Annotated in this window: 15 protein-coding genes, 1 other RNA gene and 1 pseudogene; 12 read left to right on the plus strand and 5 right to left on the minus strand. The window is 56.2% G+C overall.

What is annotated here, in order from left to right:
- From NH344_RS12855 to NH344_RS12870, 4 genes and pseudogenes are all read left to right on the plus strand, one after another.
- Positions 1 to 149: pseudogene (locus NH344_RS12855) on the plus strand (IS1380 family transposase); the annotation flags it as partial.
- Between the two features lie 300 nt (positions 150 to 449).
- The gene (locus NH344_RS12860) at positions 450 to 677 is read left to right on the plus strand and encodes a DUF2835 family protein (RefSeq protein ID WP_058578288.1); all 228 of its coding nucleotides are present in this window, start codon (positions 450 to 452) and stop codon (positions 675 to 677) included.
- An 8-nt stretch (positions 678 to 685) separates the two neighbouring features.
- Positions 686 to 1,069: a hypothetical protein gene (locus NH344_RS12865; RefSeq protein WP_044629454.1), complete on the plus strand. Its 384-nt coding sequence runs from the start codon at positions 686 to 688 to the stop codon at positions 1,067 to 1,069.
- Positions 1,070 to 1,185: 116 nt separating this feature from the next.
- On the plus strand, positions 1,186 to 1,764 hold the full coding sequence (locus NH344_RS12870; protein WP_044629455.1) for an antibiotic biosynthesis monooxygenase: 579 nt from the start codon (positions 1,186 to 1,188) through the stop codon (positions 1,762 to 1,764).
- 121 nt (positions 1,765 to 1,885) lie between these two features.
- On the opposite strand, the gene nhaD is transcribed toward NH344_RS12870, so the two are convergent.
- The 3 genes from nhaD to smpB form a co-directional block, all read right to left on the minus strand.
- Positions 1,886 to 3,364, minus strand: a complete 1,479-nt coding sequence (gene nhaD, locus NH344_RS12875) for a sodium:proton antiporter NhaD (protein WP_044629456.1) — start codon at positions 3,362 to 3,364, stop codon at positions 1,886 to 1,888.
- Between the two features lie 482 nt (positions 3,365 to 3,846).
- Positions 3,847 to 4,226, minus strand: a transfer-messenger RNA (tmRNA) gene (gene ssrA, locus NH344_RS12880).
- 44 nt (positions 4,227 to 4,270) lie between these two features.
- Entirely contained in the window at positions 4,271 to 4,762 is a 492-nt protein-coding gene (gene smpB, locus NH344_RS12885) for an SsrA-binding protein SmpB (protein ID WP_054640971.1), read from the minus strand.
- 127 nt (positions 4,763 to 4,889) lie between these two features.
- Here smpB and NH344_RS12890 point away from each other — a divergent pair, with 127 nt between their 5' ends.
- Complete coding sequence (locus NH344_RS12890) at positions 4,890 to 5,324, plus strand: type II toxin-antitoxin system RatA family toxin (RefSeq protein ID WP_230835035.1); 435 nt, start codon at positions 4,890 to 4,892, stop codon at positions 5,322 to 5,324.
- Entirely contained in the window at positions 5,314 to 5,625 is a 312-nt protein-coding gene (locus NH344_RS12895) for an RnfH family protein (protein ID WP_044629458.1), read from the plus strand. The genes NH344_RS12890 and NH344_RS12895 overlap by 11 nt, the downstream gene beginning before the upstream one ends.
- An 8-nt stretch (positions 5,626 to 5,633) precedes the next feature.
- Here the strand turns inward: NH344_RS12895 and bamE are convergent, their stop codons facing one another.
- Positions 5,634 to 6,098 carry an outer membrane protein assembly factor BamE gene (bamE, locus tag NH344_RS12900; protein WP_230835034.1) on the minus strand — a complete coding sequence of 155 codons (465 nt, stop codon included), beginning with the start codon at positions 6,096 to 6,098 and terminating at the stop codon, positions 5,634 to 5,636.
- A 72-nt stretch (positions 6,099 to 6,170) separates the two neighbouring features.
- Between bamE and fur the strand changes: the two genes are divergently transcribed.
- A complete protein-coding gene (gene fur, locus NH344_RS12905) occupies positions 6,171 to 6,623 on the plus strand; it encodes a ferric iron uptake transcriptional regulator (protein WP_016915905.1) in 453 nt (150 codons plus the stop codon).
- A gap of 150 nt (positions 6,624 to 6,773) precedes the next feature.
- On the opposite strand, the gene recN is transcribed toward fur, so the two are convergent.
- A complete protein-coding gene (gene recN / locus NH344_RS12910) occupies positions 6,774 to 8,447 on the minus strand; it encodes a DNA repair protein RecN (protein WP_089674882.1) in 1,674 nt (557 codons plus the stop codon).
- A 199-nt stretch (positions 8,448 to 8,646) separates the two neighbouring features.
- Between recN and grpE the strand changes: the two genes are divergently transcribed.
- From grpE to dapB, 5 genes are all read left to right on the plus strand, one after another.
- Positions 8,647 to 9,276: a nucleotide exchange factor GrpE gene (grpE, locus tag NH344_RS12915; RefSeq protein WP_044629461.1), complete on the plus strand. Its 630-nt coding sequence runs from the start codon at positions 8,647 to 8,649 to the stop codon at positions 9,274 to 9,276.
- Between the two features lie 145 nt (positions 9,277 to 9,421).
- The gene (gene dnaK / locus NH344_RS12920; protein WP_044629462.1) at positions 9,422 to 11,353 is read left to right on the plus strand and encodes a molecular chaperone DnaK; all 1,932 of its coding nucleotides are present in this window, start codon (positions 9,422 to 9,424) and stop codon (positions 11,351 to 11,353) included.
- Positions 11,354 to 11,462: 109 nt separating this feature from the next.
- Positions 11,463 to 12,602, plus strand: a complete 1,140-nt coding sequence (gene dnaJ, locus NH344_RS12925; RefSeq protein ID WP_044629463.1) for a molecular chaperone DnaJ — start codon at positions 11,463 to 11,465, stop codon at positions 12,600 to 12,602.
- 188 nt (positions 12,603 to 12,790) lie between these two features.
- Positions 12,791 to 13,072 (plus strand): DUF2218 domain-containing protein, encoded by a 282-nt coding sequence (locus tag NH344_RS12930; protein ID WP_044629464.1) that lies wholly within the window; start codon positions 12,791 to 12,793, stop codon positions 13,070 to 13,072.
- 114 nt (positions 13,073 to 13,186) lie between these two features.
- Positions 13,187 to 13,993, plus strand: coding sequence for a 4-hydroxy-tetrahydrodipicolinate reductase (dapB, locus tag NH344_RS12935; protein ID WP_044629465.1), 807 nt, complete (start codon positions 13,187 to 13,189; stop codon positions 13,991 to 13,993).
- The last annotated feature ends 107 nt before the right edge of the window (positions 13,994 to 14,100 follow it).

Consider the following 14,100-nt stretch of genomic DNA (forward strand, 5'->3'; position numbering starts at 1 on the left):
GCCTCAGCCGGATGCGCGAGCAGGTGCTGAAGGTCGCCGCCACGCTGAGGCTGCACGCTCGGCGAATCACCGTTCATCTGGGTGCCGCCGCCGACAAGTGGTGGCCGACCTTGCTTAAGGGGCTGCCGAAGCTGACCGCACTGAGCTGACGCTCCTGCGAGACCACCACAGCATCAGAAAGCGAGCGACCGGAGCGGCGGTCGGCGATCACGGCTGCTTGGACGGCCGCCATTGATTCCAAAGAGCTATAAGTAAGTAGGAAAAGGGCTGCGTTCTGGCATTACTCAACAGCCACTCGCGCTGAAGATGCGAATCCTGATAAGCAATGCCAACAGCCAGTACCTTCAGACCGCTCAATCAGCGCCCTCGTGAATAAGGCGGGATTACCGATGTTTAGGCCATTTCAGTTAGTATAGAGTATCTGCGAGCCAGCCGAATTGCGCAACGTTATGCTCTCAATAGACGTCATTATTCATCTAAGTGCCAACGAATGCCTTGCCCACTATGAAGGGCAGTACGACAATGTGCGTACACGAAGTATAGATGGTCGCTGGGTTGTTTTCCCTGCTCAAGCGCTTAGACGCGTGGTGGGGGAGGAGGGGGTTCATGGTATTTTTCGGTTAACGTTTACCGAGCAAGGCCGTTTTCACGATATTGTTCCACTTAATCGCCGCTGAGCCTGCTTATGCCCCAATATAATGCAAAAATGACGCTGAATGAGCTTGTTTACTCCGTCATACCTAATTTAAACACCGCCGAGCGTTTAGTGTGCAACACCTTAGATAGCTTGATTGAGTCTGCAGAAAACCCTCTTGATGTCTTTAAGCGCACCGAACAGCGCCAAGCATTTAATTTAGAGCTACACCGAATCCGCATGAATATTAAGCATTTGCTGGATCGCTATCGCGCCGATGTTGATGAAATAATGCGAAAAAATGGCGGTGTGGATGGCCCGGTGATTGAGCCAGATGCGTTAGAGGCCGATGCCATTCAAAGTGCCATTGATATTTATCAGCATGTTCGAGCGTTTCAGCGTGGCGAGCAGCGTCATCCAATCCCGCGCCGGTGATACATACATGGCATTAATATTGCCTGTATAATGTGGCACATGCTTCAGGACTACCCGCCTGAATGCTTGCAGCTCGCCTACCCGGCAGCAGCTGCTTACACATTAGGAGATTACCCATGTCTGCCTCACCTGTCACATTGATGGTGGCTCGTCGCGTCGCGAATAGTCGCTACCAAGATTTTAACCGTTGGCTAAATGAAGGTCGTGAACTCGCGGCTGACTTTCCTGGCTACTTGGGGTCCGGTGTATTGGCGCCCCCTAAAGAAGATGATGAGTATCAGATCATTTTTCGCTTTGACAGCCAGGAAACCCTTTCTGCTTGGGAGCATTCGGCCTCTCGCCATGCTTGGCTTGAGCGGGGTAAAGGCCTTTACGATGCGCCCCATGAGCACCGGGCAACAGGCTTGGATGCGTGGTTTAAGGTAAGCCCTGGAGCTACCCCACCACGCTGGAAGCAAGCCGTAGCCGTCTGGCTGGCGTTTTTCCCCATTTCACTACTGTTTCAGTGGACGTTTGGCAGTGTGTTAGCCGAGTGGCCGCTCATTCCGCGGGTGCTGGTGAGTACCATGATGCTGACTCCCGTGATGGTGTTTGTGTTTATCCCGCTTTCAACACGTTTACTAGCGCCGTGGTTACAAGGCAAGTGGTCACCCATGGATCTTTTTGCCCGCTTTCGACAGCAGCATAGAACGTGAGTGTTTATATTGTTCAGCCTCCTTATGATTCGCGTCCACCATCTAGAAAATTTTCGAAGCGTATTAAAGAGCCCGCCCAGTGCACGAGCGCTGGGCGGGCTAGCGTGTTTACCTGCTAAGGCTAGCCAAACAGCGCGAAGCTTTCGGCATTGAGCCACATATGAACCAGGATACTGGCGATATACCCCAGCAAAATCACGGGCGACCAGCGCAAGTGCCCCATAAAGGTATAAGAACCACGCGCTTGACCCATCACGGCCACGCCAGCGGCTGAGCCAATCGATAGCAGGCTACCACCTACGCCCGCCGTCAACGTGATTAGCAGCCAGTGCCCATGAGACATTTCAGGTTCCATGGTAAGTACGGCGAACATGACCGGGATGTTATCAACCACTGCAGACACTACCCCTAGCGCAATATTCGCCCACGTAGCGTTCCAGCCGGTGTAGAGTGCTTCTGAAAGCAACCCCAGGTAACCCATAAAGCCAAGGCCACCGACACACATCACTACTCCGTAGAAAAACAGCAGTGTGTCCCACTCTGCCCGAGCAACGCGGTTGAAGACATCAAACGGCACGACACCCCCTAGCTGCTCCAGCTTTTTGTTGTCACCCAGGCGGCTATAGCGTTCCCGCTTGCGTTCCAGTGAACGGGGCAGGCTCTGGCGTAGGTAGTAACCAAAAAACTGTAGGTAGCCTAGGCCGGTCATCATGCCCAGCACGGGCGGAAGATGAAGCAGTGTATGACACAGCACCGCTGTACCAATGGTCAGCAAGAAGAGCGCAATAATGCGTCGCGCTCCGCGCTTGAGCTGTACATCCTCATATACGCTGCTGGGCTTTTGATCTTTAATAAACAGGCTCATTACCATCGCTGGGATCAGGAAATTAACCAACGACGGAATAAACAGGATAAAGAACTCCTGGAATTCAATCAGACCGGCCTGCCATACCATCAGCGTTGTAATATCGCCAAACGGACTAAAAGCACCGCCTGCGTTTGCTGCGACCACAATATTGATACAAGCAAGGTTAATAAAGCGTTTGTCGCCTTCGGCTACTTTAGTGATGACGGCACACATTAGCAGCGCAGTGGTTAAGTTGTCGGCAATCGGAGAAAGAATAAAGGCAAGGCCGCCCGTTAGCCAAAAAAGCGTACGATAGTTAAAGCCTTTGCGCAGCATCCAAGAGCGCAGCGCATCAAATACTCGGCGCTCCTCCATGGCGTTGATATACGTCATGGCGACCAGCAGGAACAACATTAGCTCGGTAAACTCCAGAAGCGTCACGCGAAACGCGTACTCGGACGTATCCGACATGCCGTTCTGGACATATACCCAGCCAATGAGTCCCCAAATAATACCGGCGGCCACCAACACAGGCTTGGATTTGCGCATGTGGATTTTCTCTTCGGCCATGACCAAGGAATAGGCCAGGACAAAGACTGCCACCGCGAAGAACCCTACCGCAGAGGTGGTTAAATCAATCTCACCTGTGACCGCGAAAGCGGCTGGGCTAATAAAAAATAATAAGGCCGCTAACAAAAAAGGCCAGCAACGAGTCACTCGAAGCTGGCCTGGGTCATGATGTAACGTCATCATAGTGTGTTTATCCTTATAATGGTTAAAAGAAGGGGGAATAAGCGACGCTAGTTTAGCAAGCGATATTGCGCTGCAATACGGAATAAAACCGAATGAAAGCCTGTGATAAATAAGTTATTGCGTCTTTTTTTTGGAAATTATCCGTTTCGCTAATAGTAAATTTCGCCAGATAATGTAATGAATTTAGGCTGAATTAGTTGGACGATAGTCGGCTATAAGTAACCCTACCATTACCAGTCAATGTGCTAGACACGGCTTATCGGCACAATGAAAGCCACTTCCAGCCGTCTCAGTACTCGTGAGAAATCAAGACGAAGGCCGGTAGGGGGGGGGGGCAACACACAGGAGGGGTGCGGCTATGATGAAGGGGCGCACCTGCGTACAGGCCAGAACATGCCGCCAGGGTAGCGTTTTGGGGGATGGCTAGTGGGATGGCCAATAAACAAAAAAGCACCCGTAGGTGCTTGATTTGTAGGGGTGTCTGGTGGAGGCGGCGGGAATTGAACCCGCGTCCGCCAGCACGCGCCCATTGGCTCTACATGCTTAGATTCCGTCATTTGCTTTAGCGCGACTGACTCCGACGGTCAGGATTCAGCCACGCGAGCCTTCTAAAGTTTAACGGTTGACGAGAAGACACCGCCAACCGCGGTCCTATCAGCTTTAGCTCATATCCCCGCAGTGATGAATAGGCACATCACCTTGGGGCCAGACAAGAAGCTAGCAGGGTTTAAGCTGCCAGCGCGCCTTGAGCGTAGTTTTCGTCGTTTGCGACTATTTTTCGTGATGTGGTATTTACGAGATACATCACGCTCTCGGCATGCACCGCAGGGTTTGTCACCGGCGTCGAAACCATGTCGCCCCCTTAGTCAGAGCCGCATTCTAACGTGCTCATCGCTAATTGACCAGTTATGCCTTGTTATGTTCCCGCATAATTCGACCTTTTTGGCGATTCCAGTCGCGGTCCTTCTCAGTGGCCCGCTTATCATGGAGTTTCTTACCGGTTACCAGCGCCAGTTCGCACTTCACTTTGTTGCGCTTCCAGTAGAGCTTGAGCGGTACACAAGTGTGGCCCTTGTCCTGGGTGACCGAAAAGATTTTGGCGATCTCTTTACGGTGAAGCAGCAGCTTACGAGTTCGCGTGGGATCAGCAATTTCATGGGTGCTGGCCGTATTCAGCGGCATAATATGGCTGCCCAGCAGGAACGCTTCGCCGTTGCGAATTAAAATGTAGGTATCGGTGAGCTGCGCTTTACCAGCACGCAGGCTTTTCACTTCCCAGCCAGCCAGCGCTAAACCCGCTTCGAAGGTTTCGTCGATATGGTACTCAAATCGTGCCTTCTTGTTCTGGGCAATGACACTGCTGCCGGGGCCCTTACTGTTACCTTTCTTAGTGGCCATGGAACCTCATCGTTGATCTGTCAGTAGCATCCCCCTTCGTTATGTGGGGAGGCGTGATACCATTCAAGGTCTGAAAAAATGTTTCCCATGATACGCTTTGGGCACTGTGAAGTCAGCGGAGAGGTCAATGCCAACCGTTAATCGTACCGCCTTGGTGCGGCACACCCCCCAACAAATGTTCGATTTGGTCAATGACTTCGAACGTTACCCCGAGTTCCTGCCGGGATGCCGCCGCGCGCGTCTGCTGGAAAAGGACGATCAGCACCTGGTCGGAGAAATGACTCTGGGTCGTGCGGGGGTCGAGCAAACCATCACTACGCGCAACGACCTGCACGCACCAGAGCGGATCGAGCTTTCGCTGGTCAAAGGGCCCTTCAAGCAGCTCAAAGGCCGCTGGCTGTTCATCCCCATGGGGGATGATGCTTGCAAGGTCAGCCTGGAAATGGAGTTCGTATTCGCCAATCGGTTGCTGAGCATGGCGTTTAGCAAACTGTTCCAGCAGATTGCCGGGCAATTGGTCGATGCCTTCACCAAGCGCGCCAACGAACTGTATGGCCGTTGATGATATTGCCGTCGAGGTGGCCTTCGCGCTGCCTCACAAGCAGCGAATCGTCGCGCTGAAGGTACCCAGCGGCACCACTGCCAGAGCAGCCGTTGCCATGGCCGACCTGCCCAGCCTGTTTCAGGAACTGCCCGCCAAGACCTTCGAGCAGGCGCCGCTGGGCATCTTCGGCAAGGCGTTGCGCCACCCCGATAAGGAGCCGCTGCGCGAGGGCGATCGTGTGGAGGTGTATCGCCCGCTGCAGATCGACCCGAAGGCGGCCCGCCTAGAGCGGGCCAAGCGTCAGGCCAAAGAGCAGTAGCCTGGCGCTTACTCGCCAGTGATGATCGGCTGCGGCTCGGGGGTGGTTTCCGGCGTGGGCGTTCGCTGGCTGGGCAGTGCATCTAGCGGGTCGGCACCTTCAACGGCTGGCCCCATACCGCGGTCTGTGCTCACCGGCAGGTCGCGGGATAGGTCTCCCTCCTGCTCAATGTTGACCAGTCGGCTCGCATCATCAAACGTGAGCGTGACGCGGCGCTGCTCAACACTTTCATAGGCTTTATCGATGCGGTAAACGTAGTCCCATTCGCGGGAGTCGAAGGGCGCTTCCAGCAGTGGGCGGCCCATTACGTAGGCTACCTGCTCTTGAGTCATGCCCGGCTGGAGCTGGCTGACCATCTCCTGGGTGATCAGGTTGCCCTGGGGGATGTCACGCTTATAAACGCCGACATAGCTACAGCCACTGACAACGGTCAGGGCGACGGAAAGGGTAATGATACGAGTCAATTTTTGCATTTGAGCCTGTTCTTCACTATCGTGGTTTCGGTCGATGATACCCGACCTAACCTGTTACTGCGAAGAGCAACCATGGCCGATCAGAACCATGAACTACGCAAAGCCGGGCTGAAAGTGACCCTGCCGCGCGTCAAGATCCTGCAGATTCTCGAAAATGCTTCGGGCCAACACCACCTTAGCGCAGAAGAAGTGTATAAAACACTGATTGATGCGGGCGAGGATGTTGGCCTGGCAACTGTCTACCGCGTGCTGACTCAGTTTGAATCAGCGGGCCTTGTGATTCGTCACAACTTTGACGGTGGCCATGCAGTATTCGAGATGACCCAAGAAGACCACCACGACCATATGGTGTGTCTGGAAAGCGGTGAGATCATCGAATTTGTCGATGACATCATCGAGCGTCGCCAGCAAGAGATCGCCGAAGAGCACGGCTACGAGCTAGTGGACCACGCTCTGGTGCTGTACGTACGCCCCCGTGGGTCGGACGTCACGCGCCAGGACAGTGGCCCCACGAACCGCAAGTAGTCCGCTGCCACATGAAAACGCCCTTGGGGTGCCAGAGTAGTTCATCTGGCGCCTCAGGGGCGTTTTTGTAGGTCGCGTGATGGCCGAAGCGCTGCCTTCGCCCGGCGAAGGGCAAAGGCTTGGCGTGGGCTTGGTTGAGTTTGGTTGAACTTAGTGAGGAGGGCGCTGGCTGGCGTGCAGCATTTCCCGCGCGTGGGCCAGGGTTTGGTCGGAAAGCGTCACGCCGCCCAGCATCCTCGCCAGCTCGCTAATCCGGCCGCGTTCGTCCAGCAGCGCCATGTGGGTGAGTGTGGTGTCTCGCTTGGCGCGCTTTTCGATGTGCAGATGCTGGTGCGCCTGGGCAGCCACTTGAGGCAGGTGGGTCACGGTCATTACCTGGCCGTTTTCGCCTAGTTTACGTAGCAGTTGGCCGACGATTTCCGCCGTTGCCCCAGAAATACCCACGTCCACTTCATCGAAGACCAAGCTCGGAATCGTCGAATGCGACGCCGCTACCACCTGAATGGCCAGGCTGATGCGCGACAGCTCACCGCCGGAAGCGACTTTGGTGAGCGGCCGGGCGGGTTGGCCCGGGTTGGCGCTGATCAGGAATTGCACATGGTCCAAGCCCTCGGGGGAAGGCGTTTCGCGTGGGGTGACGTCCACGTCGAAACGTGCTTTGCCCATGGCCAGGAAGGCCAACTGCTGCTGCACCTCTTTGCCCAAGCGAACAGCGGCCTTTTGGCGTGCTTCGGTGAGCTGTTTGGCTTCGCTGCGGTAACGCTCGCGGTACTCGGCCACTTGACTGCTGAGGGCTTCTAGATCGTCATCGCTGGCTTCGAGCTGCGCCACCTCTTGTTTGAGTTGGGCATGCAGCGCGCAAATCTCTTCGGGAGCGACGTGGTGCTTACGGGCAATGCGGTGTACGTCGCCCATGCGCTCCTCGACCCACGCCAGTCGCTCTGGGTCCAGTTCGGTGGTGCTGGCCAATCGGTGCAGCTCGCTAGCGGCTTCTTCGACTTGAATTCGGGCATCGCTCAACATGGTGAGCGTATTGGCCAGCGTGCCTTTATCGCTGCCGGGCAGCGCACTCAAGTGGGCGTAGGCTTGGTTGAGAAGCGACAGCGCGCCCCCTTCATCGCTTTCGCAGCAGTCGGCGGCAAACTGGGTTTCACGTAGGGTCTCTTCGGCGTGGGCCAGGGTGTGCTGCTCCTCTTCCAAGGTTTGCAGCTCGCCTTCGGCAAGGCCCAACTGGTCCAACTCCTCGACTTGATAGCGCAGCAGTTGGCGTTTGGCCTCGACTTCGCTGCCCTCTTCACTGAGTTTTTTCAGCCGACGGCGGGCACTGCGCCACTCGCGGAACGTCTCGGCGAGCTGCTGGCTGCGTTCGCGAAGCCCGGCGTAGTCATCCAGTAGCGCCAAGTGCGTCTCTTCCCGCATCAAGGCTTGGTGGGCATGCTGGCCATGAATCTGAATCAGCTGTTCACCCAGAGATTTCAAATCGGCAATGGTCGCTGGGTGGCCATTGATCCACGCCTTGGAGCGCCCGTTGGCAGTAACCACGCGACGCAAGAGACACTCATCGGCAGGTAGCTCGCGGGCGTCGAGCCACTCGGCTGCTGCGGGCAGGTGCTGGATATCGAAACGGGCGGAGAGGTCGGTTCGCTCGCAGCCGTGGCGCACGCTACCCGCATCGGCGCGCTCGCCCAGGCAGAGCCCCAGAGCACCCAGCAGAATGGATTTACCCGCCCCGGTTTCCCCCGTAATGGCGGTCATGCCACGGGTGAGGTCGAGTTCGAGACGGTCAACGATCGCATAGTCTTGGATCGCTAGCTGCGTAAGCATAAGGCCTCCTGAGGCGGTGCGGCACAGAAGCTGGATACTTATCCAATGATTGTTGTTTTATACAGTAGTCGATAACTCACTTCAATGCCCCTCTTGAGATGGCTTTGATGGCCCCCATATAGGCTGCATACGTGGTTAACACCCGCTACTTACCTCAGGTGGCCGCCACCGGCACCGTTACTTATTCCAGGAGCAAGGCATGGCAAAAGAACCGCAAACCCCGTTGGAAGATGAGCTGGCACGCCAAGAGCAGGAAGCAGAGGTCACCGACCAGTCTGCCGAAGAGCGGTTGGTGGAAGGCGAACTGGAAGGGCTGATCGATGACGATGCACCGCTGAAAGATAGCGCTGGCAGCCCCGAGGCCGACGTGCTGGCCGCTCAGGTAGAAGAACTCGAGCAGAGCCTGGCGGAAGCCAAAGACCAAGCGCTGCGGGCTGCTGCCGAAGCTCAGAATGTTCGCCGCCGGGCGGAGCAAGAAGCCGAAAAGGCGCGCAAGTTTGCCCTAGAGAAGTTTGTCAAAGAGCTGCTGCCCGTGGTGGATAGCTTGGAGAAAGCGCTGGAAAGCATGCAGGACGATGCGTCCGAGGCGCATCGCGAAGGTGTCTCCATGACCCTCAAGATGCAGCTCGACGTGCTGAGCAAGTTTGGCGTCGAAAGCATCGAGCCTCAGGGCGAGCCCTTCGATCCACAGGTGCATGAAGCCATGGCGATGGTGCCGAACCCAGAGCTCGACCCCAATACCGTGATGGATGTGATGCAGAAAGGCTATCTGTTGAACGGCCGCCTCGTGCGTCCTGCCATGGTCGTGGTCAGCCAAAAAGCGAATTAAGCCGCGTTGACGCATTGCCGCAAAAAAAGCCCTTGAAATGCGGCAAGCGGCCCCCAAATAAAGGTCAACCCCGCGGGATAAGCCCGCAACTTGTTTAAAGAACAAATTTTTTAGTTTTGTAACAACTGAATTCGAGGTTTTTACTATGGGACGCATTATTGGTATCGACCTGGGCACCACTAACTCTTGTGTGGCCGTGCTCGATGGTGACAGCGCTAAAGTCATTGAAAACGCCGAAGGCGGTCGTACCACGCCTTCTATCATTGCCTACACCGACGACGGTGAAATCCTGGTAGGCCAGGCCGCCAAGCGCCAGGCCGTGACTAACCCGGAAAACACTCTTTACGCCATCAAGCGTCTGATCGGCCGTCGCTTCAAAGACGACGTCGTTCAAAAAGACATCAAGATGGTGCCCTACAAAATCGCCGAAGCCGACAACGGTGACGCGTGGGTAGAAGTAAAAGGCAAAAAAATGGCGCCGCCGCAGGTGAGCGCGGAAGTGCTGAAGAAGATGAAGAAAACCGCCGAAGATTATCTCGGCGAAGCGGTCACCGAAGCGGTCATCACCGTACCGGCCTACTTCAACGACAGCCAGCGTCAGGCTACTAAAGATGCAGGCCGCATTGCCGGTCTAGACGTCAAGCGTATCATCAACGAGCCGACCGCTGCTGCTCTGGCCTACGGCATGGACAAAGCCCGTGGCGACAAAACCATCGCAGTCTACGACTTGGGTGGTGGTACCTTCGATATTTCCATCATCGAAGTCGCCGACGTGGATGGCGAAACGCAGTTCGAAGTATTGGCAACCAACGGTGACACCTTCCTGGGTGGTGAAGATTTCGACCTCGCGCTGATCAACTATCTGGTCGATCAGTTCAAGTCGGACAGCGGTATCGATTTGTCTGGTGACAATCTGGCCATGCAGCGTCTGAAAGAAGCCGCCGAGAAAGCCAAAATCGAGCTTTCCAGCGCCCAGCAGACCGATGTGAACTTGCCGTACATCACCGCCGACAACACTGGCCCGAAACACCTCAACGTGAAGGTGACTCGTGCCAAACTGGAGTCGCTGGTCGAAGACCTGGTACAGCGTTCGCTCGAGCCGTGCAAAATGGCGCTGAAAGATGCAGGCTTATCCGCTTCTGAAATCGACGAAGTGATCCTGGTCGGCGGTCAGACCCGCATGCCGTTGGTTCAGAAGAAAGCGGCAGACTTCTTCGGTAAAGAAGCCCGTAAAGACGTGAACCCGGATGAAGCGGTTGCCGTGGGCGCTGCGATTCAGGGCGGTGTATTGGGTGGCGACGTAAAAGACGTTCTGCTGCTTGACGTTACCCCGCTGACCCTGGGTATCGAAACCCTGGGTGGCGTGATGACGCCGCTGATCGACAAGAACACCACCATCCCGACCAAGAAGACGCAAACCTTCTCGACCGCGGATGACAACCAGACCGCCGTGACCATTCACGTCGTTCAAGGTGAGCGTAAGCAAGTGTCGCAGAACAAGTCGCTGGGTCGCTTCGACCTCGCCGACATTCCGCCGGCACCGCGCGGTGTGCCGCAGATCGAAGTGGCGTTCGACCTCGATGCCAACGGTATTCTGAACGTATCTGCCAAAGACAAGGCGACCGGTAAAGAGCAGTCCATCGTCATCAAGGCGTCTAGCGGCCTCTCCGATGAAGAGATCGAGCAAATGGTACGTGATGCCGAAGCCCACGCGGACGAAGACAAAAAGTTCGAAGCGCTGGTGCAGCTGCGTAACCAAGCGGACGGCATGATTCACGCCACCCGTAAGACCGTTCAAGAAGCGGGCGATAAGGCCACCGATGACGAGAAACAGGCCATCGAAACCGCCATCGCCGAACTGGAAGAAGCGGTGAAAACCGATGACCAGGACGACATCCAGAAGAAACTGGATGCGCTGACCGAAGTCTCCGGCCAGCTGGCGCAAAAGATGTACGCCGAACAGGCAGAAGCGGCCCAGGCGGGTGGTGAAGGTGCTGAAGAAGCCAACACCAAGCAGGACGATGACGTGGTTGACGCCGAGTACGAAGAAGTCAACGACGACAAGAAGAAGCAGTAACCCACCTCTTTCTGCCAAGGAAAGCGGTGACGCGGGAGGCAACTCCCGCGTTGCTGTTTCCGCGGCCGAGACGCCTATAGTGTGTAGCTAACCAGGAGGCGTAGGACCCATGTCCAAACGCGATTATTACGAAGTCCTGGGTGTCGAAAAAGGGGCCGATCAGAAAGAGATCAAAAAGGCCTATCGCCGTCTGGCGCAAAAATTCCACCCTGATCGAAACCCGGACGATACCTCCGCAGCGGAAAAATTCCGCGAAGTGTCGGAAGCTTACGAAGTTCTGAGCGATGGTGAGAAGCGCGCGGCCTACGACCAGTTCGGCCATGCCGGTGTGGACGGCCAGGGCGGCGGCTTCGGTGGCGGCGGCGCTGGCGATTTCAGCGATATCTTCGGCGATGTGTTTGGCGATATCTTCGGTGGCGGCGGTGGCCGTCGTCGTGGGCCCAACGCACCTGCACGGGGTTCCGACCTGCGCTACAACCTAGAGCTGGATCTAGAGAGCGCAGTGGCGGGCACCACGGTGGATATTCGCGTCCCGCGTCATATTGAGTGTGACCGCTGTGACGGTGGCGGCGCCGAGCCGGGCTCCACCAAAGAGACCTGCCCGACCTGTCATGGTCACGGCCAAGTACGCATGCAGCAGGGCTTCTTTGCGGTTCAGCAAACCTGCCCGACCTGTCACGGCAGTGGCCAGCACATCAAAGTGCCGTGCCACAAATGTAACGGCGAAGGGCGCGTGCGCGAAACCCGCACCCTCTCGGTGAAGATTCCGCCGGGTGTGGATACGGGAGACCGTATTCGTCTCAACGGCGAAGGCGAGAGCGGCGTGAACGGTGGCCCGGCGGGCGATCTGTACGTTCAGGTGTCCATTAAGCCGCACCACATCTTCAAGCGTGACGGTAAGCACCTGCAGTGCGACGTGCCGATCAACTTTGTTGATGCAGCGTTAGGTGGCGAGCTGGAAGTGCCCACGCTAGATGGTCGCGTGAAGCTGAAGATCCCGCCGGAAACCCAAACCGGCAAACTCTTCCGCCTGCGCGGCAAAGGCGTGAAGCCGGTACGCGGCGGTGCCCCCGGCGACCTGCTGTGCAAAGTAGTGTTGGAAACGCCCGTCAACCTCAACGACGAGCAGAAAGACCTGCTTCGCCAGCTGCAAAAGAGCTTTGATGACAGCAATAGTCATAGCCACTCGCCGAAGAAGACTGGCTTCTTCGATAGCGTGAAGAAGTTCTTTGAAGAGATGAAGCCGTAAGGTCTTTATCTATTTCATGCAGTTTGTGTAGCAACGCTAAAAACCAGCATCCATTGGGTGCTGGTTTTTTGTTGCATGTAGCTAGGTGGCTGCACCGTTGCAACGAATTCTCATTCAACGCTTGGCTCTTATCGCGGTGGGGATTAGGCTAGTGGGTGCTCACCCGCCACCTATATGGAGAGATCTCTATGCCTTTATCCCGAGCAGAAATTGCCACCCCATCCGGCGCGCGGTTGATCAACCGCCTGTGTAAACACTGGGCGCATAAGCTTGAGGTGGAGCACAGTGAGCAGGACGCCAAGATCGTGTTTGCCAGCGGTACTTGCCTGATGCACGCCGAACCTGATCGGCTACTGGTCTCCATCGAAACCCTGGAAGAAGAGCACTTGGACCAGCTAGAGGGCGTGGTCGAGAGCCATCTAATGCGTATGGCGAAAGACGAGTCGCTGGAGATTGTCTGGGAGAATTGAAAGTGCATGAAGGGCGCTGCCGTTAGCGCCGCATCGCTAAGGGTGGTCTGCTATAATCGCGGCCACCTTTTTTGTTTCTAGTTGATGCCAAATAGCGCACGCGTAGGAGTTTCCATGACCCGAATTGCCATTGTAGGCGTAGCTGGCCGCATGGGCCGCACGTTAGTTAACGCTGTTGAGCAACAGGCTGATGCCTCGCTTGCAGGCGGTATTGTGGAGCCGGGCAGCTCCCTGGCGGGCGTAGATATCGGCGAGCTGGCAGGTGTGGGTAAGCGTGGTGTGGCCGCCGTGGATTCGCTCGACGCCATTGTGGATGACTTCGACGTGCTGATCGACTTCACTGCGCCCCAAGTCACCTTGGCGAATCTGGCATTCTGCGCTGAGCACGGTAAGTGCATCGTGATCGGCACCACCGGTATGAACGATGAAGAGCTGGCCGAGCTAGATAGCTACCGCGATAAGGTGGCCATGGTGTTTGCTCCCAACATGAGCGTGGGCGTGAACCTGACGCTCAAGCTACTGGAAACGGCGGCCAAGGCGCTGGGTGATGAAGGCTACGATATTGAGGTGATTGAGTCCCACCACCGCTATAAAGTCGATGCGCCTTCCGGCACGGCCATTAAAATGGGTGAAGTGGTGGCCGAAAGTTTGGGCCGTACCTTGAAAGAGCACGGCGTGTTTGAGCGGGTTGGGCAGTGCGGCCCGCGTACCGATAAAGAGATCGGCTTCGCTACCGTGCGGGCGGGCGATATCGTCGGTGAGCACACGGTGATGTTCGCCACCGAAGGCGAGCGCATCGAAATCACTCATAAAGCTTCCAGCCGTATGACCTTCGCCAAAGGGGCCGTGCGGGCGGCACGCTGGGTGGCCGCTCAGCCGCATGGCCGTTATGACATGCAGGACGTGCTGGCGCTGAGCTGAGCCGTGGGCTTGTGTTAGACCAAGGTCGGCATAAAGCGCTGGCCCTGATGCGCTAAATGCTGTAACATTCCAAAAATTTTGGCCCAGTGGCTGCAAAGAGCAGCAAA

Source organism: Halomonas sp. Ps84H-12 (assembly GCF_024124725.1).
In the GTDB taxonomy this organism is placed as follows: Bacteria; Pseudomonadota; Gammaproteobacteria; order Pseudomonadales; family Halomonadaceae; genus Vreelandella; species Vreelandella aquamarina.